Annotated in this window: 16 protein-coding genes; 12 read left to right on the plus strand and 4 right to left on the minus strand. The window is 72.2% G+C overall.

Annotated elements, in window-relative coordinates; all coding sequences use genetic code 11:
* Positions 1–6: 6 nt before the first annotated feature.
* From ABIA33_RS29965 to ABIA33_RS30000, 8 genes are all read left to right on the plus strand, one after another.
* Positions 7–789: a CoA transferase subunit A gene (locus ABIA33_RS29965; RefSeq protein ID WP_370085807.1), complete on the plus strand. Its 783-nt coding sequence runs from the start codon at positions 7–9 to the stop codon at positions 787–789.
* Positions 789–1,487 carry a CoA transferase subunit B gene (locus ABIA33_RS29970; RefSeq protein ID WP_370085808.1) on the plus strand — a complete coding sequence of 233 codons (699 nt, stop codon included), beginning with the start codon at positions 789–791 and terminating at the stop codon, positions 1,485–1,487. The genes ABIA33_RS29965 and ABIA33_RS29970 overlap by 1 nt, the downstream gene beginning before the upstream one ends.
* Positions 1,484–2,248, plus strand: a complete 765-nt coding sequence (gene pcaH, locus ABIA33_RS29975) for a protocatechuate 3,4-dioxygenase subunit beta (RefSeq protein WP_370085809.1) — start codon at positions 1,484–1,486, stop codon at positions 2,246–2,248. Before ABIA33_RS29970 ends, pcaH begins: the two co-directional genes overlap by 4 nt.
* Complete coding sequence (gene pcaG, locus ABIA33_RS29980; RefSeq protein WP_370085810.1) at positions 2,245–2,805, plus strand: protocatechuate 3,4-dioxygenase subunit alpha; 561 nt, start codon at positions 2,245–2,247, stop codon at positions 2,803–2,805. Before pcaH ends, pcaG begins: the two co-directional genes overlap by 4 nt.
* The gene (gene pcaB / locus ABIA33_RS29985; RefSeq protein ID WP_370085811.1) at positions 2,792–4,207 is read left to right on the plus strand and encodes a 3-carboxy-cis,cis-muconate cycloisomerase; all 1,416 of its coding nucleotides are present in this window, start codon (positions 2,792–2,794) and stop codon (positions 4,205–4,207) included. Before pcaG ends, pcaB begins: the two co-directional genes overlap by 14 nt.
* Positions 4,204–5,379, plus strand: coding sequence for a 3-oxoadipate enol-lactonase (gene pcaD, locus ABIA33_RS29990; protein ID WP_370085812.1), 1,176 nt, complete (start codon positions 4,204–4,206; stop codon positions 5,377–5,379). The genes pcaB and pcaD overlap by 4 nt, the downstream gene beginning before the upstream one ends.
* A complete protein-coding gene (locus ABIA33_RS29995; RefSeq protein ID WP_370085813.1) occupies positions 5,379–6,566 on the plus strand; it encodes a 4-hydroxybenzoate 3-monooxygenase in 1,188 nt (395 codons plus the stop codon). Before pcaD ends, ABIA33_RS29995 begins: the two co-directional genes overlap by 1 nt.
* Positions 6,567–6,756: 190 nt before the next feature.
* Positions 6,757–8,313, plus strand: coding sequence for a glycosyltransferase family 39 protein (locus ABIA33_RS30000; protein ID WP_370085814.1), 1,557 nt, complete (start codon positions 6,757–6,759; stop codon positions 8,311–8,313).
* Positions 8,314–8,318: 5 nt separating this feature from the next.
* On the opposite strand, the gene ABIA33_RS30005 is transcribed toward ABIA33_RS30000, so the two are convergent.
* Positions 8,319–9,779, minus strand: a complete 1,461-nt coding sequence (locus tag ABIA33_RS30005; protein WP_370085815.1) for an aldehyde dehydrogenase family protein — start codon at positions 9,777–9,779, stop codon at positions 8,319–8,321.
* 146 nt (positions 9,780–9,925) lie between these two features.
* Between ABIA33_RS30005 and ABIA33_RS30010 the strand changes: the two genes are divergently transcribed.
* Positions 9,926–10,717 (plus strand): alpha/beta fold hydrolase, encoded by a 792-nt coding sequence (locus ABIA33_RS30010; protein ID WP_370085816.1) that lies wholly within the window; start codon positions 9,926–9,928, stop codon positions 10,715–10,717.
* Positions 10,718–10,780: 63 nt separating this feature from the next.
* On the opposite strand, the gene ABIA33_RS30015 is transcribed toward ABIA33_RS30010, so the two are convergent.
* Positions 10,781–13,483: a lectin gene (locus ABIA33_RS30015; protein WP_370085817.1), complete on the minus strand. Its 2,703-nt coding sequence runs from the start codon at positions 13,481–13,483 to the stop codon at positions 10,781–10,783.
* A gap of 388 nt (positions 13,484–13,871) precedes the next feature.
* On the opposite strand from ABIA33_RS30015, the gene ABIA33_RS30020 reads away from it, so the two are divergent.
* Positions 13,872–16,850, plus strand: a complete 2,979-nt coding sequence (locus ABIA33_RS30020; RefSeq protein WP_370085818.1) for a BTAD domain-containing putative transcriptional regulator — start codon at positions 13,872–13,874, stop codon at positions 16,848–16,850.
* A gap of 87 nt (positions 16,851–16,937) precedes the next feature.
* Here the strand turns inward: ABIA33_RS30020 and ABIA33_RS30025 are convergent, their stop codons facing one another.
* Positions 16,938–17,513 (minus strand): hypothetical protein, encoded by a 576-nt coding sequence (locus tag ABIA33_RS30025; protein ID WP_370085819.1) that lies wholly within the window; start codon positions 17,511–17,513, stop codon positions 16,938–16,940.
* A 242-nt stretch (positions 17,514–17,755) separates the two neighbouring features.
* Between ABIA33_RS30025 and ABIA33_RS30030 the strand changes: the two genes are divergently transcribed.
* Together ABIA33_RS30030 and ABIA33_RS30035 are read left to right on the plus strand one after the other, a co-directional pair.
* Positions 17,756–18,637: a hypothetical protein gene (locus ABIA33_RS30030; protein ID WP_370085820.1), complete on the plus strand. Its 882-nt coding sequence runs from the start codon at positions 17,756–17,758 to the stop codon at positions 18,635–18,637.
* A gap of 16 nt (positions 18,638–18,653) precedes the next feature.
* Positions 18,654–18,899 carry a DUF2277 domain-containing protein gene (locus ABIA33_RS30035; RefSeq protein ID WP_370085821.1) on the plus strand — a complete coding sequence of 82 codons (246 nt, stop codon included), beginning with the start codon at positions 18,654–18,656 and terminating at the stop codon, positions 18,897–18,899.
* Here ABIA33_RS30035 and ABIA33_RS30040 read toward each other — a convergent pair.
* The gene (locus tag ABIA33_RS30040; RefSeq protein ID WP_370085822.1) at positions 18,896–20,224 is read right to left on the minus strand and encodes an LAETG motif-containing sortase-dependent surface protein; all 1,329 of its coding nucleotides are present in this window, start codon (positions 20,222–20,224) and stop codon (positions 18,896–18,898) included. The two genes, ABIA33_RS30035 and ABIA33_RS30040, sit on opposite strands and share 4 nt — an antisense overlap.
* Positions 20,225–20,325 lie beyond the last annotated feature (101 nt).

Below are 20,325 nucleotides of genomic sequence, written 5' to 3' on the forward strand. Positions count from 1 at the left end.
ATTTCTATGGACAAGGTCAAGGCGACCGCTGCTGAGGCGGTTGCCGACATTGCTGACGGGTCGTCGTTGGCCGTCGGAGGGTTCGGCCTCAGCGGCGTGCCGAACGTGCTGATCCAGGCTCTTTTCGGGCAGGGCGCCGGCGATCTCGCGGTGGTGTCGAACAACTGCGGGGTGGACGGGGCGGGGCTGGGCCTGCTGCTGGCCGCGGGCCGGATCGCGCGGGTGACCGGCAGCTACGTGGGCGAGAACAAGGAGTTCGCGCGCCAGTACCTGGGCGGGGAGCTGGAGGTGGAGTTGATCCCGCAGGGCACGCTCGCGGAGCGGCTGCGGGCAGGGGGCTGCGGCATCCCCGGGTTCTTCACCCCGGCGGGTGTCGGTACCCAGGTCGCCGAGGGCGGCCTGCCGTGGCGCTACGCGGCCGACGGGAGTGTGGCGGTGGCGTCACCGCCGAAGGAGATCCGCGAGTTCGACGGCCTGCAGTACGTCCTGGAGCGCGGCATCACCACGGACTTCGCGCTGGTACGCGCGGCGAGGGGCGATCGGCACGGAAACCTGGTCTTTCGCCAGTCCGCGCGCAACTTCAATCCGCTCGCCGCCATGGCCGGACGCGTCACCGTCGCCGAGGTCGAGGAACTGGTGGAGCCGGGCGTGCTGGGGCCGGACGAGATCCATCTGCCGGGTGTCTTTGTGCAGCGGGTGGTGCGACTGACGCCGGAACAGATCGCGGACAAGGGCATCGAACGGCGCACGATCTCCGCGCCTCCGGCACGAGAGACGGTGAGCGGCTGATGGCCTGGAGCAGGGACGAGATGGCGGCTCGCGCCGCGACCGAGCTGCAGGACGGCAGCTACGTCAACCTGGGGATCGGGCTGCCGACGCTGGTGCCCAGCTTCCTGCCCGAGGGTGTGGACGTGGTGCTGCAGTCCGAGAACGGCATCCTGGGCGTCGGCCCGTACCCGACCGACGACGAGGTGGACCCCGATCTGATCAACGCGGGCAAGGAGACGGTGACGGTCCTGCCCGGAGCTTCGTTCTTCGACTCCGCGCTGTCGTTCGGCATGATCCGCGGCGGCCACATCGACGCCGCGATCCTCGGCGCGATGCAGGTGTCGGCCGGCGGCGACCTGGCCAACTGGATGATCCCGGGCCGGATGGTCAAGGGCATGGGCGGAGCCATGGACCTGGTCCACGGCGCCCGCAGGGTCATCGTGCTGATGGAACACACGGCCAAGGACGGCTCGCCGAAGATCGTGCAGGAGTGCTCGCTGCCGCTGACCGGCCGCGCCTGCGTGCACCGGATCATCACCGACCTCGGCGTCCTCGACATCACCCCCGGCGGTCTGGTCCTGGTGGAGACCGCCCCCGGCGTCAGCGCGGACGAGATCGTCGCGCGGACGGCGGCGCCCGTTGAGGCAGGCCGAGTGAAGTCAGGCCGTGTGAAGTCAGGCCGTGTGAAGGCAGGCCGTGTGACGGCAGGCCGGCCATGACACCCACTCAGCGGGACATCGACCGGGAGATCGCGACCGAGAGCCAGGCGTACGCGAAGGAGCTCGCCGACGGAGGCCCGGCCCTCCATCACCCCTCCCGGGGGTACGCGCCCTACCGCAGCAGCGTGCTGCGCCACCCCCGGCAGCCCCCGATCGCGGTGCGGGACCCGGACGCGATCGAGCTGTCCGGTCCCGTCTTCGGCGTCACCGATATCACCGACCTGGACGCCGACCTGACCCGCCAGCACACCGGCGAACCGCTGGGCGAGCGGATCACCGTCACCGGTCGCGTCCTGGACCGCTCCGGACGGCCGGTGACCAGCCAGCTGGTGGAGATCTGGCAGGCCAACGCCTCCGGCCGGTACGCCCACCGGCGCGACCAGCACCCGGCCCCGTTGGACCCCAACTTCAGCGGAGTCGGCCGCTGCCTGACGAACGACCGGGGTGAGTACTCCTTCACCACCGTCAAGCCCGGCGCCTACCCCTGGCGCAACCACGAGAACGCCTGGCGCCCCGCCCACATCCACTTCTCGCTCTTCGGCGCCGCGTTCACCCAGCGCCTGGTCACCCAGATGTACTTCCCTGGAGACCCGCTCTTCCGCTACGACCCCATCCTGCAGTCCGTCACCGACGAGGACGCCCGCCGGCGTCTCGTCGCGATTTACGACCACGACCTGTCCACGCCGGAGTGGTCGCTCGGCTACCGCTGGGACATCGTCCTCGACGGCCCCTCCGCCACCTGGATCGAGGAGGGCCGATGACGCTCCCCACGCCGTCGCAGACCGTCGGACCGTTCTACGGCTACGCCCTGCCCTTCCCCGATGGCGGCAACCTGGCCACGGCCGCCGCTCCCGGTGCCATCACCGTGCACGGAACCGTCCACGACGGCGCGGGCCAACCGGTCCCCGACGCGCTGCTGGAGGTCTGGCAGCCCGCTCCCGACGGCTCACGCGCCGGCCGGCCCGGCTCGATGCGCCGGGACCAGGTCACCGGCGGCTTCCTGGGGCGCAACGGGATCGACTTCACCGGCTTCGGGCGGGTGGCCACCGACCACGACGGCCACTACACCCTGCGCACCCTCCCGCCGGGTGGGGCCCCGTACCTGGCGGTGTGCGTCTTCGCCCGAGGGCTGCTGCACCACCTCTACACCCGCGCCTATCTGACCGACCATCCGCTCCACGCCACCGACCCGCTGCTCGCAGCGCTGGTCGCGCAACGGCGAGCGTCGCTGGAGTCCGTGCGCGAGGACGAGAACATGTACCGCTTCGACATCCACCTGCAGGGGGAGAAGGAGACGACGTTCCTTGCCTTCGACTGAAACCCCCCAGGAACCCCCCCAGCTCCCCGACGACGTCGGCCTGCTGTCGCCGGCTGCGGCGGGCTCGGCCGTGGCCGCGGTGACCGGGGATGCCGCCGTGCTGCAGGCGATGCTGACGGCGGAGGCCGCGCTGGTCCGCGCCCAGGTCGAACTCGGCCTGGCGCCCGGCTCCGCCGCCGACGCCGTCACCGCCGCGGCCACCCGTCACGATCTCGGTGGCTTCGACCTGCGCAGCCTGGCCCGGCGGGCCCGCTCCGGCGGCAACCCGGTCATCCCGCTGGTCGCCGATCTGACCGCGGCCGTGGCCGCGGCGGACCCGGATGCGGCCGCCTACGTCCATCGGGGCGCCACCAGCCAGGACATCATGGACACCGCCCTGATGCTGGTCGCCGCCACAGCCCTGGACCTGACCCTTGCCGACCTGGACCGCACCGCGACGGCCCTGGCCCGGCTCGCGACCGAGCACCGCGACACGGTGATGCCCGGACGCACCCTCACCCAGCACGCGGTACCGACCACCTTCGGTCTCAAGGCGGCCGGTTGGCGCAGCCTGGTCCTGGACGCCCGCGCCCGACTCGCCGCGACCCGCGCCGCACTGCCGGCCCAACTCGGCGGCGCGGCCGGAACCCTCGCGGCGTTCCACGCCTACGCCGAGGCGGACGGCGCCGCCCCGGATCCGGAGCTGGGCCTGCGACTGCTCGCCGCCTACGCCCGGCAGACCGGCCTCGCCGAGCCCGCCCTGCCCTGGCACGCGCTGCGCACCCCGGTGGCCGACCTCGGCGCGGCGCTGGCCTTCAGCTCCGGCGCGCTCGGCAAGATCGCGGCGGACGTCCTCACCCTGTCCCGCACCGAGATCGGAGAACTGGGGGAGGGCAGCGGCGGAGGCTCCTCGGCCATGCCGCACAAGGCCAACCCCGTGCGCGCGACGCTGATCGCGGCGACGGCCCGTCAGGTCCCGGCCCTGGCCTGCGTTCTGTTCGGCTCGCTGGTCGCCGAGGACGAGCGCCCGGCCGGTGCGTGGCACGCCGAGTGGCAGCCGTTGCGCGAGGCACTGCGGCTGGTCGGCGGGGCCGCCCGGGACGCGGCCGAGCTCACCGAGGGACTGCGCGTCCACCCGCACCGCATGCGGACGAACCTCGACCAGACCGATGGTCTGATCGTCACCGAGCACCTCGCCGCGGCCTTCGGCGCCCTGATCGGTCGCGGCCAGGCCAAGAAGGCGCTGTCCCGCGCCTCGGTCCGCGCTCTGGAGCAGGGTCGCGGCCTGGACCAGGCCCTCGCGGCCCAGCCCGAGTTGGCGGGCCTGCTGACCGAGCACCGGATGCGCGAACTGACCGATCCCGCAAGGTATCTGGGCTCGTCCGGAGCCCTGGTGGACCGTGCTCTCAGGGAGGCGCCGTGACCAGCCCCGTACTGCACCACCGGGCCGACGGCGCTCAGGACGGCCCGCCGCTGCTGCTCGGACCCTCGCTCGGGACCTCTCTCGCCGTCTGGGAGCCCCAGGTCGCGGCGCTGGCCAGGCGGCACCGGGTGGTGCGTTGGGACCTGCCCGGTCACGGCGGCTCGCCCGCCGACCTGCTGCCCGCGGCGCGGTCCGAGGGCGGCACGACCGTCGCCGATCTGGGCCGCCTGGTGCTCGGCCTCGCAGACTCCCTGCGCATCGAGCGTTTCGCCTATGCGGGCATTTCGCTCGGGGGCGCCGTGGGCCTGTGGCTCGCGATCCACCATCCCCGACGGGTGAGCTCCCTGGCGCTGGTCTGCTCCTCGGCGCACTTCGGCGAGCCGGAACCGTGGCGCGAACGCGCGGCTCTGGTGCGGAAGGAGGGCACCGAGCCGCTCACCGCCACAGCCCCGGCCCGCTGGTTCACGCCCGGCTTCGGTGCTGGTGCGGGTGCGGCTGCTGGGGCCGGGCTCGTCGAGGACCTGCGCGCCGCCGATCCAGCCGGCTACGCGGCCTGCTGCGACGCCCTCGCCGCCTACGACCTGCGGTCCGAGCTGCACCGCGTCGCCGCCCCCACCCTCGTCGTCGCCGGACGCGACGACCCCGCCACCCCGCCCGCGCACGCCCGCGAGCTGGCCGACGGCATCCCCGGCGCGAGCCTCACCGAGGTCGCCGGGGCCGCCCACCTGGCGGGCGTCGAGAAGCCCGGGCCGGTCCTGGCCGCGCTGCTGGAGCAGCTGACCGCGTCGCGTGGCGACGAGGGCTCGCGCCACGCGGCCGGGATGACCGTGCGCCGCGCTGTCCTGGGCGACGCCCACGTGGACCGGGCCCAGGCCCGGACCACCGACTTCACTGCCCCCTTCCAGGACTTCATCACCCGCTACGCCTGGGGTGAGATCTGGACCCGTCCGGGCCTGGACCGCCGCACGCGCAGCTGCATCACCCTCACCGCGCTGGTGGCCGGAGGCCACCACCAGGAGTTGGCCATGCATCTGCGGGCCGCCCTACGCAATGGCCTGACCAGCGACGAGATCCAGGAAGTGCTGCTCCAGAGTGCTGTCTACTGCGGCGTCCCGGCGGCCAACGCCGCCTTCGCGATCGCCGACCGCACCCTTCGTGAGGATGACAACTGATGCGCCACACCACGGTCGGCATCATCGGCGGCGGGCCCTCCGGCCTGCTGCTCGCCCGCCTGCTGCACCGGGCCGGGATCGACAGCGTCGTGCTGGAGAGCCGGGACCGCACCTACGTCGAGCAGCGCCAGCGCGCCGGCATCCTGGAGCAGGCCACCGTGGATGCGCTGCGCGCGGCCGGCGCGGGCGAGCGGCTGGATCGCGAGGGGCTGGTCCACCACGGCATCGAGCTGCGCTTCGACGGTCGCGCGCACCGCATCGACTTCCCGGCCCTGACCGGCGGGCGCAGCGTGATGGTGTACGCGCAGACCGAGGTGGTCAAGGACCTGATAGCCCTGCAACTCGGCGAGGGCGGCCCGCTGCTGTTCGAGGCCCAGGCGCACGCGGTCGAGGGCGCGGACACCGATCGCCCCCGGGTCCACTACACCCACCAGGGCCGCGAGCAGACCCTGACCTGCGAATACGTGGTGGGCTGCGACGGGTTTCACGGCGTTGCCAAGGACGCGCTCCCGGAAGGCGTGCGGCGCAGCTACGAGCGCTCCTACCCCTACTCGTGGCTGGGCGTCCTCGCTGACGTCGCGCCGTCCTACGACGAGCTGATCTACGCCCACTCGCCGCGCGGCTTCGCCCTGGGCAGCCTGCGCTCACCCTCCGTCAGCCGGCTCTATCTGCAGGTTCCCATCGGGACCGACCCCGCCGACTGGCCCGACGAGCGGATCTGGGACGAACTCGACGCCCGCTTCGCCCTCGGCACGCCCTGGACTCTGCGGCGCGGCCCGATCACGGCCAAGTCCGTCCTGCCGCTGCGCAGCCACGTCACCGAGCCGATGCGCTACGGCCGGGTGTTCCTGGCCGGCGACGCGGCCCATATCGTCCCGCCCACCGGGGCCAAGGGCCTGAACCTGGCCGCCGCCGACGTCGTCGTCCTGGCCCGCGCGTTCGCGCAGCTCAAGGACAGCGGGTCCGCGGAGCTGCTGGACGCCTACTCCGCCACCTGCTTGCGCCGGGTCTGGCGTGCCGAGCACTTCTCGTACTTCATGACCTCGACCCTGCACACCGACCCCGGCCAGAGCCCGTTCGAGACCCGGCTGCAGCTCTCCCAGCTGGAACGCATCGCGTCGTCCGGGCACGCCGCCGCCGAGCTCGCCGAGAACTACGCAGGACTGCCCATCGGCTCGGACGCCTGAGCAGCGGTCGAGATCATCTGCGAGCCCGCTGCCGCTGCCCTGCACTGCTCCGCACACGACCTGCCCTCCAGGCGGGACCCGCGGGTGAGGGCGCGACTGGCTGGTTGTGCATGATGTCCACCATGACCGATTCCCTCGTAGCCGCCGGCCGCGCACCGCTGCAGCCGGACCCCGCACAGGGGGATCACACATGACCTCCACAGGCTTGAGCAGCGACGTGCTGGTACCCACGGCCGTCGGGACGCGCTCCCGCGTCGCGTCGGGGGCAGCCGTCGCGGTGCCCCCGGCCGCCCTGGCGCTCGCGCTGGGCCTGTGGGGCATCCGGCGCGGCGACAGCCTGTGGCTGGACGAGGCCGTCAGCTACCAGGTGGCCCACCGCAGCACCGCCCAGATCTGGCAGCTGGTCCACCATGTGGACGCCGTCCACACGCTCTACTACCTGGGGCTGCACGCTCTGTTCATGCTGTTCGGCGGCGGACTGATCACCCTCAGGCTGCCCTCGGTCCTCGGGGTGGCAGCGGCGGCGGCAGGCGTGGCCCTGCTCGGCCGTCGCCTTGCCACACCACGCGCCGGGCTGGCCGCGGGCCTCGCCTTCCCGGTGTTCCCCGCGATCCAGCTGTACGCACAGGACGGCCGTTCGTACGGGATCGTCTGCGCCGGGGTCGTCGCCTCGGCGCTGCTCCTGCTGCGCGCCCTGGACCGGCCGGGCGTCGCGCGCTGGGCCGCCTACGCCGCGGTCACCCTGACGACCTGCCTGTTGCACGAGTACGTGGTGCTCGCGGTGGCCGCGCAGGGCGTCAGCCTGCTGCTGGTACGGCGGCGGCGCGGCCTCCCGTTGGGTTGGCTCTGCGCGGTCGCGGTCGTGGCGCTCGGCCTCGTGCCGCTGGCCCAGCTGAGTTCCAGCCAGTCCGGACAGATATCCTGGATACTGCCGCCCCGCGCGCCCACGGTTCTCTTCGCCGTGGGCATCAGCGTGGTCGGCGTGCTCTGCGCGATTCTCGCGCCGGTGCCGCGGTCGGCTCCGGGTGGCGACCGCATCGACCGCATCGACCGCATCGACCGCATCGATCGCATCGACCGCACCGAGCGCAGCGGCGGGGAGATGACCCTGCGGGCCTTCGCCCTGCCGCTGCTGCTGCTCCCGCAGACCGTGCTGTTCCTGGTCACCGTGGTCCGCCCGGTGTACGTCGACCGCTACGTCCTCTTCGAGTACGCCGGGCTGGTTCTGCTGATCGGCGCCGCGCTCGACCGGCTCGGCCGCAGCAGCCCGCGCCTGGGGTGGCGGGTGCTGCTGGCTGTCCCTGCGGCGCTGCTGCTCCTGCTGCCGGTCGAACTGAAGTGGCGCACCCCGCAGGCCTGGCCGGACGATTTCGCTGCGGCGGCCCGTGCCGTGCACGGCTACGCGACCCCCGGCGCGGGAGTGCTGTTCCTACCGTTCGAGCGGAGGCAGTCCGAACTGTCCTATCCTCGCGACTTCGCCGGACTGACGGACCTCGCACTGTCCGGGAACGTAGCGGACTCCGGCACCATCGGCGGGAACGAGAAGTCCTCGCAGGCCGTCCGCGCCGCGATGCTGCTGACCACCAGGATCATCACCGTCCGGAGCCCCGGGAGCCGCGTGCCGAACGCCAGCCCGCAGGACGCCGTGAAGCAGTCCACCCTCGCCGCCGACTTCCAGGAGTGTGCTCGCACCGAGGTCCGCGGGCTGGTGGTGACCTCCTACGCGAGGCCCGGACACTGCCCCTGACTGGATCAGAACGGGTAGTGGGCGTGCTTGGTGGCGAGGGTGACCCAGCGGGTGGTGGTGAAGGCTTCGAGGCCCCAGCGGCCGCCGAAGCGGCCGTAGCCGCTGGACTTGGTCCCGCCGAAGGGGGCCTGCGGCTCGTCGGCCACCGACTGGTCGTTGACGTGCACGATGCCGGTGTGGATGCGATCGGCCACGGCCAGGCCATGGGTGCCGTTCTCGGTGAGGATCCCGCAGGTCAGGCCATGGTCGGTGTCGTTCGCCAGGGCGACGGCCTCGTCGTCGTCGGCGAAGGTTGCGATGACGCAGACGGGGCCGAAGGCCTCGCCGTGGTGGATGTCGGCGTCCTTGGTGACGCCGCCGAGGACGGTCGCGGGGTGGACCGCGCCCTGCGGCTCGCCGCCGCCGGTCAGGATGGTGGCGCCCTTGGCGACCGCGTCGGTCACCAGGTCGGCGACGCGGCGGGCCGCGCCGACGCTGACCAGCGGGCCGATGACGGTGCTCGGGTCGCTCGGGTCGCCCGCCGGCAGGGCGGCCACCTTGGCGGTGAACTTCGCGGTGAACTCTTCGGCGATGCTCTGGTGGACCAGGATCCGGTCGCCGGACATACAGATCTGACCGGCGTTCATGAACACGCCGAAGACGGCGGCGTCGACCGCGTAGTCCACGTCGGCGTCGTCGAGGACGATGATCGCGTTCTTGCCGCCGAGTTCGAGTACGGCCGGCTTGATGTGCCGGGCGGCGTGGATGCCGATGATCCGGCCGATGCCAGTGGAGCCGGTGAAGTTGACGGCCCGTACGCGAGGGTCGGCGATCAGCGCTTCGGCGATCTCGGCGGCGTCCTCCCGCGCGTTGGTGAGGACGTTGAGCACGCCGCCGGGCAGTCCGGCCTCGCGGAGCAGGTCGGCCAGGAAGAGCGCGCAGGCGATCGGCGCGTCCTCGCTGGCCTTGACGACCACGGTGTTGCCGACCGCGATGGGGGCGGCGACGGCGCGGATCCCGAGGATGAGCGGGGCGTTCCAGGGAGCGAAGGCGGCGACGACGCCGACCGGCCTGCGTACCGCGAGGCCCAGCACACCGTCCTCCTGGGCGCTGAGCACCTCGCCGCGCGGCGCCGTGGTCCCGGCGGCGGCCTCGCGCAGGATGTTGGCGGCCAGGGCGACGTTGAAGAAGGCCCAGGGGACGGTGCCGCCGGCCTCGCCGGCCATGACCTCCGCGGCCTCCTTCGCCCTGGAGTCGAGCAGGTCCGCTGCTGCCAGGAGAACCCTGCGCCGGGCGAAGGGACTCGTCGCCGCCCACGCCTCGAACGCGCCCTCGGCCGCGTCCACGGCGCGGGTGACGTCCTCGACGCCGGCCGCGGCGACGGTGGCGTAGACCTCGCCGGTGTACGGGTTGACGTCCTCCGTGGTGCGGCCGGAGAGCGCCGCGACGTCCTCGCCGTTGATCAGCAGCTTGCGGTGGACGGTCATCCCGAGCTCCTTCGGTGGGTCTCCGGCCTTCAGGCTAATCCCGGCTCGATCTGCGGGGGAGGGAGCCGACCAGCCCCACTCCGTCTTCGTTGTCGGGCGTTCGGCGGACCGTTTGGCCGAGGCGCACCGGACAGAGACAATGTTCCGTGCCTTATGCAACTGCCAGCGACGGAGTCCGCATCGCCTACCAGCTCCAGGGCGGCGGGTTCCCGCTCGTCCTGCTGGCCGGGCAGTCCAACAGTCACCGCTGGTGGGACTCGGTACGCGGCGACTTCGACGCGACGTACCGCACCGTCACGTTGGACTACCGGGGAACCGGCGAGAGCGACAAACCTGACCAGCCCTACAGCACCGAGGGGTTCGCCGAGGACGTCATCGCGGTGCTGGACGAGCTGGGCATCGAGCGGGCGGACGTGTACGGCACGTCCATGGGCGGACGCGTCGCCCAGTGGGTCGCCGCGCGGCACCCCGATCGAGTGCGCTCCCTCGTCCTCGGCTGCACGTCGCCCGGCGGGCCGCACGCCGTGGAGCGCGGGAATGACGTGCGCAGGTCACTGGTGCAGCCCGGGGCCGGCGCGGCACGCCGAGCGCTGCTGGAACTGATGTACACGCCTGCCTGGTTGGCGACCCATCCAGGCCCATATCACACCGTCGGCGATCCGGGGATGCCGGAGTACGCGCGGCGCCGACACCTGCGGGCCAGCAACACCCATGACGCCTGGGAGGCACTCCCCGGGATCGCCGCGCCAACCCTGGTCCTGCACGGCACCGACGACATCTTCAACCCCACGGCCAACGCGCCCCTGCTCGCCGAGCGCATCCCTGGTGCCAGGCTCCAGCTGATCGCCGGAGCCCGGCACGCCTACTTCGAGGAGTTCCGGACCATCGCAAGCCCCTTGGTCCTCGACTTCCTCGGCGGACTGAACGAAGGGACCTGACTTCTCCGGTCGTTCGGGAGGTCGTGGACCTTGTTGTGAGCAGGCTGCCGGTGGCGGCGGAGGTCAGCTCGTGCCGGGCAGGGTCCAGCGCCGGCCCGCGCTGTCCGCGCAGGTGGCGATCACCAGTTGGGAGTCAGTGGCGGCGCCGGCAGTGGTGTCGGTGAGGCACAGGCCCGACACCGGATTGACCAGCTCGCCGACGGGGCCGGTCTGCCACTGCTGGGCGGCGGTGCCGTTGCAGGTGTGCAGCTGCACCTTGGTGCCGCTGGTGGTGGCCCCGCCGGTGACGTCCATGCAGTCGCCGAAGACCTGCAGGGTGTGGTCGGGCACCAGCTTCCAGCTCTGGGCGGCGGTGCCGTTGCAGGCGTGTGTCTGGATGCGCGTGCCGTTGCCGGTGCCGGAGCCCGAGTCGTCGACGCATCGGCCGGTCGCCGTCTCGGTGATCGTTCCGGTCGGTTCCGGCACCGTGCCGTTGGCGGTTCCGTCGTAGGAGGGAGGAGCGTCTGCGGCGGCCGATGCCCAGGCGGTGTCGGCCGAGCTCCCCAGAGTGAAGGTCAGCACGGCGCCCGCCGTGGTCTCCGCCGCAGGCAGGTAGGCATGCGACCAGCTGCTGCCGTTGACGGTGAGGCCCTGCACGTACGGGGTCGCGTCGGCGGCGGCGGGTGCGGCGAGGGTGAGCGTACGGCCGGTGCTGCCGAGGCTGACCACCGCCTGCGGAAAGAGCGGGCTGCCGATGGCCAGGTCGGCGGTGCCCGGTGTCTCGGGGTAGAGGCCGAGTGCCGACCACACGTACCAGGCGCTCATCTCGCCGAGGTCGTCGTTGCCGGGGAGACCGGCGGGGGAGTCGGCCCACAGCTGGTCCTGGACGGCGCGGACCGTGCTCTGGGTCTTGTACGGCTGACCGACCCAGTCGTACTCCCACGGGAGTTCCAGGCTGGGCTCGTTGCCGAGGTTGGCCTGGGTGCCGATCACGCTGCCCAGGCCCTGGTATCCGGACAGAACGGAGTCGAGGTAGCTCGCCAGGGCCGCGTTCCCGCCCTCCTTCGACGCCAGCCCGGCGATGTTGAAGGGGATCATCGGCGTGTAGGTGAAGGCGTCGCCCTCAGCGAAGTCGTTGCTCGCGGTGCCGGTGATCAGTTTGGCGTTGAAGCCGTCCATCCAGCGCCCGTTGGAGTGGAGGGGCTGGATGTAGCCGCTGGAGGGGTTGAAGATGTTCCTCCAGTCCTGTGCCCGGTTGCGGAACCTGGTCGCGGTGGCGCTGTCGCCGAGCGCGCCGGCGAACGCGGAGAGGGCGAAGTCGTCGGTGTCGTACTCGAGTTGGGTGGACGTGGTGGCGTACTCGTGGCAGCAGCCGTAGCTGCTGTTGGTGGGCAGGTAGCCGAAGCTGTCCAGGTACGTCACGCCCGGAGTGACGGCGGTGTCCGTGGTCTGCTCGCTGACCATGGCCGAGAGCGCCGTGGCGGTGTCGAATCCCTTCCCGCCAAAGGCGTAGTAGTCCGCGAGCACCGGCACACCCGGGTCGCCCACCATGATGTGGGTCTCCCCGGTGGCCATGCCCCACTTGGTCAGAGTGCCGCCCTGGGTGTAGTCGTTCACGATGGACTGCGCCATGTCGGATGCGGCCAACGGGTCCAGCAGCGCCGTGAGTTGGGCCTGCGAGCGGTAGGTGTCCCAGTTCGAGAAGTCCGTGTACTGGGCGGTGTGCCCGCTCGCCACGGCGTGGACCGCGCCGTCGTATCCGCGGTAGGAGCCGTCCGCGTCGCTGACCACGCTGGGGAAGAGCGAGGCGTGGTAGAGCGCGGTGTAGAAGGTCGCCTGCTGGGCGGTCGTTCCACTGCTGATCGCGATCCGGTCCAGCTGGCTCGTCCACGCGGCCCGGGCTGCTGCCTCGACCTGGTCGAAGGTTCTGCCGCTGACCTCGGCGTCGCGGTTGGCCTGCGCCTCGGCGACCGAGGTGTAGGAGATGCCGACCCGTGCCTCGACGGTGGTACTGCCGGTGCTGGTGTCGAAGGTGACGTACTCGCCTGTCGGGCCGGAGGAGGGGGTGCCGTAGCTTCCCGCTGCCGTGACGGGGTGGTCGAAGCTGACAGCGAAGTAGAGGGTGAACGGGCTGGTGGCCTCGCAGAATCCGGTGCTGGTCACCGAACCGGTGACCTCGTTGCTTCCGTTAACGCTCACATGAGAGGCCGCGACCGGCGTCTGACTGTCACTCAGCTTGAGGACGAGGTCGGCCGAGGTCGTGGCCGGGTAGCCGAACCGGGCGATCCCCGCGTGGGTGGTGGCGGTGAGCGCGGTCGTGGTGCCGTTGCCGAGCGCGACGGTGTAGGAGCCGGGGGAGGCGGACTCGCCGGAGTGCGAGAAGGAGGCGGTGGTCGACCCGGGTGAGGAGCCCACGGCGCCGGTGGTGGGCATGAAGGGGATGTCCCCAGCGGCGTCGCAGCCCACGCCGGAGACGTGGGTGAGACTGAAGCCGGACACCGTGGAGTCGCCGTAGCCGTAGCCGCCGCCCTTGGGGCGTGACGAGGTGTCAGGGCTCCACTGGAGCATCCCGTGCGGCAGGTCGGCGCCGGGGAAGGTGTTCCCGGCGCTGAAGTCGCTGTTGCCGGCGGTGCCCACGAAGGGGTTGACCAGGGCGGCCGGATCGGCGACCGGCGTGGCCGCGCGTGCGGCGGGGGCGGCCTGGACCTGGCCGACGGTCAGCAGTGCGGCTGCGGTGGCCCCGGCGATCAGCAGGCGGGTCAACCGGAAGGCGCGTGCGTCAGCCACGGGGAATCACCTCGCCGAGCACGCCGTTCGCGGCTGGGAGGAGACACCGGTGCGTTGTGGGGATGGGCATGCCAACTCCTTGGTCGTGGTGACTGGTTGGGGGCGAGCCTAGGGGGAGGGGTGGTGGTGGCGAGCGAAGTCCTGGTGACGACTGGCTGAAGATCGACGCATTATCTGACTGAGTGTCAGTAACGATTGTGCCAGCTTCTGTTAGCGCTCACACGTGTGTTGTTCGGACTCCCCGGGCCGTTAGGGCACTGCGGCGGGGGCGCTGTGCCAGGGGGCACTGTCCGAGCTAACCGGAATCTGGTTAACCTGGGCATGCCAACCACCTTCCGGACCGCGGACCGCGTGTCGCTTCAACGCCGGATGTGATCGAGGGGCGTTCATGCGCATACGTCTGCTGGGCCCGGTGGAGTTGTACGACGCAGCGGGAGCGGCGATGCCGATCGCCGCGCCCAAGCGAAGAGCCGTGCTCGCGGTACTCGCGCTGGAGTTGAACCGGGTCGTCCCGGTCGAGCGTCTGCTCGACCTGATCTGGGACGGTGCGCCGCCGCCCCGCGCGCGCACCGTGGTCCAGGGTCACGTCTCGGCGCTGCGCCGACTTCTGAGCGGACCGGGAGCGGAGCCAGGTCTCGCGCTGGTCACCCGGGACCCCGGCTACGTCCTCCTGGGTGACGCCGCACAGGTCGATCTGCACGCCTTCCGTACCCTCTGCGACCAGGCGGTCGGCGTCGAGGACGACCATGCGGCTGCGGAACTGCTGGCCCAGGCCCTGAGCCTGTGGCAGGGCCCGCCCCTCGCCGACCTGCCGAGCAGCTCGCTCCGGGACGGTGTCGCCGCCCGGCTCGCCCAGTCCCGTCTCTCCGCCCTGCAGGACTGGGCCTCGCGGAAGCTGGCGCTGTTCAGTGGGCGGGAGGCCGTGGCCGCGCTCGAAGAGGCCGTGCGGGACGACCCGTTCCGCGAACCGCTGATCCAGCTGCTGATCCTGGCGCTGCACCAGGCGGACCGCCAGAGCGACGCCGTCGAGCTGTTCCACCGCACCCGCGAGCTGCTCAGCAGCGAACTCGGCCTGGACCCCGGTCCCGGACTGCGGGCCGCCTACGAGACGGTCCTCCGCGCAGAATCGGCACAGGTGCCGGCTCCGGCACAGGCACCGGCGGGCCGCGGAGCCGCGGTGGTCCCGCCCGAGCCCGCGCCCGAGCCCGCGGCCTCGCTCGAACGGCCGCCCGCACCCTCACCCGAGCCGCTCCCCGGGCTGCTGCTCGAAGCACCGCCCGACGTATCACCCGCAGCACTGCCCGAAGCACTGCCCGCAGCTCGGTCGGCCCGGCACGTGCGTCCGGCCCAACTCCCCTGCGAGGACGCCTGGTTCGTCGGAAGGGACGCCGAACTGGGCGTCCTCGACCAGGTATGCGCCTCTGACGGGTCCAAGTCCCCGCGCCTCGCCCTGGTCGCGGGGCCGGCCGGCGTCGGCAAGACGGCGCTCGCCCTGCAGTGGGCGCACCGGCGTGCCGCCGCCTTCCCCGACGGACAGCTCTTCGCCGATCTCCGCGGCTTCTCCGCCGCGCCCCCGGTCACGACCGCTTCCGTGCTCGGCGGGTTCCTGCACGCCCTCGGCGCAGTTGACGCCGACATCCCGTTCGGCCTGGACGACCGGGTCGCCCTCTACCGGTCCCTGCTCGCCGGCCGGCGCGTGCTGGTGGTTCTCGACAACGCACGCGCCGTCGCCGATGTGCTGCCGCTTCTCCCGACCGGGCCCGGCTGTGCCGCCGTGGTGACCAGTCGCAATCTGCTGGCCGGCCTGCTGGTCCGCCAGGGAGCCTCGGTGCTGCGGGTCGAGCCGCTCGCGCCGGACGAGTCGTGCGATGTGCTGGCCGCGTCCGCGGGCGCCGAGCGGGTGGCCGCCGAGGCCGACGCGACCCGCGAACTCGTCGGCCTCTGCGACGGACTGCCGCTCGCCCTGCGGGTGGCCGGAGCCAGGCTCGCGACGCATCCCGGCTGGACGATCTCGGACCTGGTGGAGGAGCTCTCCGACGAGCAGGCCAGGCTCGCCTCGCTCACCACCGAGGACGCCGACCTCGGTGTCGAGGCGGCGCTGCACCTCTCGTACCGGGCCCTGCCCGGCCCGGCAGCCGAACTGTTCCGGGTTCTCGGACTGCATCCGGGGCCGGATGCGGATCGCTGGACGGCCGCTGCCCTCTCCGGGCAGACGCCGGCCGAGGCTCGGCAGGCGCTGGCAGCCCTCGCCTCCGCCCATCTCCTGCAGGAGACCACCCCCGGCCGGTTCGGTCGCCACGACCTGGTCCGCCTCTACACCGTCCAACTCGCGCAGCGCGGTCTCTCCCCCGCCGAGCGGGACCGGGCGAACGCTCGGCTGCTCGACTACTACCTCGCCGCGACCGCCGCCGCAGCCGAGGCCGTGATCTCGCAGAGGCAGCTGCTCTACCGGCCGACGGGCGGCTCCCTGCCGGTCGGGATCCCCACCGTCGCGGCCGGTGCGGAGGCCTCCGCCGTCTGGTTCCGGACCGAGGCGGCGGCGATGCGGGCACTGGTGAGCGCCTTCGCCGAAGGGCCGCTGGCCGACCGGGCGTGGCGGCTCGCCTGCAACACCATGCCGCTGTACTTCGGCACCGAGCATGTCGACGACTGGGTCGCGGCGAGCCTCAGCGGGCTGAGCGCCGCGGAGTTCGACGGGGACCTGATCGGACGCTCCCGACTGCACGCCGATGTCGGCATGGCCCTCGACGAGCGCGGGGAGCACACCTCGGCGATGCGCTACCTGGAGCGTTCGGTGGAGCTGGCGGGGGAGTCCGGCAGCCGGGAGACCCACTACCTGGCGCTCTTCCGGCTGGGCATCGGACATCTGGGCACGGGCTCCCTGGAGCAGGCGCGGGAGACCATGGAGGCGGGCCTGCTGGAAGCGCGCGAACTGGAGGACGTCTCCTCGCAGGCGCAGACCCTCAACAACCTCGGCCACACGTACAACCTGCTCGGCCGGCACGTCGAGGGCCTGGACTACGCCGAGCAGGCCCGGAAGTTGACCGCGGCGAAGCCCTCGTCACACACCCATCTCGCCTCGCTGGCCACCCGCGCCGAGGCGCTGCAGGCGCTGGGCCGCACCGCTGAGGCGATCGCGTCCGCCCGAGAGGCCGTCAGGCTGTCCCGTGCGTACGGAAACCCGGCCTACGAGGCGCAAGCGCTGCACCTGATCGGCCAGTTCCAGCAGGATCTCGGTCGGCCGAGGGAGGCGGCGGTGTCCTTGCAGCAGTCCTTCGACATCCTCGCTCCGCTCGGCCGGGCGGAGGCCGATGCCATCCACGCGCTCCTCGCGGAGGGCAGCGAACGGGCGGGCGATGGGCCGTGACCGGCCGTGTGCCCGGCCGCGAGCCCGGCCGTGTGCCCGGTCCCGCTGTTCGGGCCGGGCACACGACGCGGGACGGGCGGAGCCGGGTCAGCCGAGGCCGAGGGAGGACAGGGCGGTCGTCCAGTCGGTGGCGATGGCGTTCTGGGCGTCGGCCAGGGTCACGCTGCCGTTGCAGACCGCCCTCTTCAGCTTGTTCTCCACCGAGTCCTTCTGGCTGGAGCTGCCGCCGCTCGCGCTGGAGTGCGGTTCCGGCCAGAGGTTCTGGGGGTCGCGGGGCGCGCCGCCGAGCTCCAGCGGGATGAAGTGGTCCTCCTCGTAGCTCGACGGGCTGGTGTCGGCATAGCCGTACTCAGCGATCTGCTCGATCTTCAGCGGGTTGGTGTACGAGGTGGGCGGACGCACGGTCGCGGTCCAGCCGGAGACGCAGATGGTCGAGTCGATGGTGTCCTGGGTGACGTCCGGGTTGGTCGCGCCCGGAGTGCAGTTCGGGTCGGGGAGCGGGAGGTAGTCCTGCGAGCAGGTGGCCGCGCTGGCCGAGTGGACCGTGGCCGAGTGGACCGTGGCGGCCTGGGCGGCGCCTCCGGTGCCGAAGAACAGGGCGGCACCGCTGAGGGTGAGTGCCGCGCAGGAGGCGGTGAGACGTCGACGGGTTGTTGCCTGCATCGTGACTCCAGGGGCAGATCGTGGGGGGATCTTCTGTTGCTCCGTGCATGACAGAAGGGCGCCCGCATTCCTGGGCTTCTCCTGTGCACCGCACCCCACGGTCCCCGGCGCCGCTAACGGCACGTCGCTGCCCCGCTAACGCCCCTGCGGGCTCGACCTTGGCCGCAGACCTGTGCTTCCGCGCGAGAACCGCCGATGCTACGTTTCCGACCGGTCGGTCAGACGAATCCTGGAGCCGTTCCATGCAGCAGACCGAGGAGCACCACAGCTACGCACGGGCGACCTGGCAGGTCGTGGAGCCCTACCACGGAGCGGTCTACTTCTCGCCCGAGGCGCACGCGCGGTACGAAGAGCTCGGCGCGGACAACCGGGCAGGCTACTTCGCCTCGCGGGGTGCCGCGCTCGGCCCGGCTTCCGCGGAACTGGTGATCGGCACCTTCTACAACTTCAATCCGGACCTGGTGCACCGCGCGCTCCCCGCCGCGTGGCAGGCCGCATCGCCCCAGCGCTTCCTCGCCGCGCGACTCGCGGGCATCGACGCCACCCTGCACCGGGTCCTGGGCCCGGAGATCGGGTCCGCCGAGATGCTGCGCGCCGCCGAACTCGCGCAGCAGGCCGCCCGCACCGCGCTCCGCCATCCGCAGGGCCGCCCGCTGTTCGCGGCCCACGCCGCACTCCCCTGGCCCGACGAGCCCCACCTGGTGCTGTGGCACGCACAGAGCCTGCTGCGCGAGTTCCGCGGCGACGGGCACGTCGCGGCGCTGCTCGCGGCCGGCCTGGACGGGATCGAGGCACTGGTCACCCATGCCGCCACCGGCGCCATAGCAGCCGAGGCGCTGCGGACCTCACGGGGCTGGTCGCCGGAGCAGTGGACCCAGGCCGTCCAGCGGCTGTGCGAGCGCGGCTGGCTGGAGCAGGGCCCCGACCTGGCCCTCACCCCGTACGGGCGGGAGCGGCGGCAGGCGATCGAGCGCACCACCGACGAGCTGGCCGACCTGCCGTACGCGGTGCTCGGCCAGGCGAGCTGCGCCGAACTGCGGCGTCTGGCCAGACCCTTCAGCCTGGCCCTGGCCCGGGAGCTACTGCCCTGGGCCGTCGACCGGCTGGCCGCCGTGGCGGACTAGGAACCACACTGGGGGCATGTGCCGCAGCATCAAGACGCTCCGCCCGCCCGCCATGCCCGAGGTCGGAGAAGAGGACATCAGGGCAGCGGCCTTGCAGTACGTGCGCAAGGTCTCCGGATTCCGGGCCCCGGCCCCCCACAACCGCGAGGTCTTCGATGAAGCCGTGGACGCGGTGGCCGAGGCCACGCGCAGGCTTCTCTCGGAGCTGGTGGTGAGAGGGGCCGGGACCGGACATCAGCATGAGCCCGCCGCAGGTCGTTAGCTGCGCCGGCCGGCGCGGCGACGCGCGAAGGTGACGGCACCCGCGCCCAAGGCGACCACTGCGGCGGCGACGCCGGCCAGGACGCCGGTGTTGCTGCCGCCACCCGTCGTGGCCAGAACCGGCGCCGTGCTGGACGCGGTCGGCGACGCGGCGGTCGAGCCGGACGAGCCGGGCGCCGGGGAGGCGCTCGCGGACGGCGTGGAGGTCACCGGCAGGGCGTCGTCGACGTAGAGCAGGCCCTTGGGCGAGCCGAGCGAGGCGAAGGCGGAGACCGTGCCGGTGCTGAGGTCGATCCGGCCCAGGGTGCCGGGCAGCGTGGTGGAGTCGGACGGCACCGAGGTGAACGCCTCGCCGGAGGTGAACGGACCGGTGATCGCCAGCAGCTTGTTGGACTTGGAGTCCACGACGTAGAGGGTGCCGGTGCTGTTGGTCGCGAAGGCGGTGTCGTCGACCTGGGTGGTGAGGTTGAGGACCTTCGGCGTGCTCTTGCCGTGCAGGAAGACGAGCTGCTTGTCGCCCTGGCTGTCCAGCAGGAGGTCGCCGCCGAAGCCGGCCACGGCCGAGGGGACCTGCTCGCTGGAGTCGGGGTCCGACAGATTCAGCTTGGTGCTCTTCGCGGTGACCGCGTCGGTCGCGGTCGCGTTGTCGGCGATCACGGCGGTGAGCGTGACCGTGCCGTCCTTGCCCGCGGCACCGGCGACGAGCTCCGCGGTGTACAGGGCGGTCTTGCTGTAGGTCTTGCCGTCGGCGTCGGCGGCCGGTGCGGACGCGGTGATGTAGATCTTTCCACCGACCGCCAGCACGCTGTCCGTGCCGCCGCCGTGGGTCAGGCCCTGGTAGGTGAAGTGCTGGAGCTGCTTGGCCGCGTCGGCGCCGGGGGTGACGCTGTAGAGGCTGGAGTTGCCGTCCTCGTTGACCGAGGCGAGGACGCGGTTGCCGTCCTGGTCGGCGCCCATGCCGTCGACCTTGCCGACCACCGGCCAGGAGGCGAGCAGCTGGCCGCCGAGCGTGTACTCGACGATGGTGCTCTTGGTGGCACCGGCCGGGGAGGGCTTGCCGTCGGAGCCCACGCCGTTCTGGTAGGCGACGAAGAGGTGGTCGCCGAGGCGGGTGATGTCGTCCGGGCTGGTCTGGCCGGTCGGTCCGGTGGCGAGCTGGTGGACGGTGAAGCCAGCGGGAACGGAAACCGGCTTGGCCGGTGCGGATGTAGCCGCGAAGGCCGAGGTACTCAGCCCGAGAGCGCCGGTCACGACGCCGGCGGCGAGCAGGGACGTGCCCGAGACGGCGATGATGCGGCCGCGCGAAGAAGACGGGCGAGAGCTCATGGGGGTCCTTGAAGAGAGAAGGTCTTCCCCGCGGAACGGACGCCGCGGGATCACGACCCCAGTTGTTCCAGCCTGCGATGGCGCGCGTGTGGCCGGAAGGC

It is taken from the genome of Streptacidiphilus sp. MAP12-16 (genome assembly GCF_041262165.1).
Taxonomy (GTDB): Bacteria; Actinomycetota; Actinomycetes; order Streptomycetales; family Streptomycetaceae; genus Streptacidiphilus.

Excerpts from the sequence above, each read along its gene's own strand:
- ABIA33_RS29965 (WP_370085807.1), top strand. The coding sequence starts at position 7 with ATGGACAAGGTCAAGGCGACCGCTGCTGAGGCGGTTGCCGACATTGCT.
- ABIA33_RS29970 (WP_370085808.1), top strand. The coding sequence starts at position 789 with ATGGCCTGGAGCAGGGACGAGATGGCGGCTCGCGCCGCGACCGAGCTG.
- pcaH (WP_370085809.1), top strand. The coding sequence starts at position 1,484 with ATGACACCCACTCAGCGGGACATCGACCGGGAGATCGCGACCGAGAGC.
- pcaG (WP_370085810.1), top strand. The coding sequence starts at position 2,245 with ATGACGCTCCCCACGCCGTCGCAGACCGTCGGACCGTTCTACGGCTAC.
- ABIA33_RS29995 (WP_370085813.1), top strand. The coding sequence starts at position 5,379 with ATGCGCCACACCACGGTCGGCATCATCGGCGGCGGGCCCTCCGGCCTG.
- ABIA33_RS30000 (WP_370085814.1), top strand. The coding sequence starts at position 6,757 with ATGACCTCCACAGGCTTGAGCAGCGACGTGCTGGTACCCACGGCCGTC.
- ABIA33_RS30005 (WP_370085815.1), bottom strand. The coding sequence starts at position 9,779 with ATGACCGTCCACCGCAAGCTGCTGATCAACGGCGAGGACGTCGCGGCG.
- ABIA33_RS30020 (WP_370085818.1), top strand. The coding sequence starts at position 13,872 with ATGCGCATACGTCTGCTGGGCCCGGTGGAGTTGTACGACGCAGCGGGA.
- ABIA33_RS30025 (WP_370085819.1), bottom strand. The coding sequence starts at position 17,513 with ATGCAGGCAACAACCCGTCGACGTCTCACCGCCTCCTGCGCGGCACTC.
- ABIA33_RS30030 (WP_370085820.1), top strand. The coding sequence starts at position 17,756 with ATGCAGCAGACCGAGGAGCACCACAGCTACGCACGGGCGACCTGGCAG.
- ABIA33_RS30035 (WP_370085821.1), top strand. The coding sequence starts at position 18,654 with ATGTGCCGCAGCATCAAGACGCTCCGCCCGCCCGCCATGCCCGAGGTC.
- ABIA33_RS30040 (WP_370085822.1), bottom strand. The coding sequence starts at position 20,224 with ATGAGCTCTCGCCCGTCTTCTTCGCGCGGCCGCATCATCGCCGTCTCG.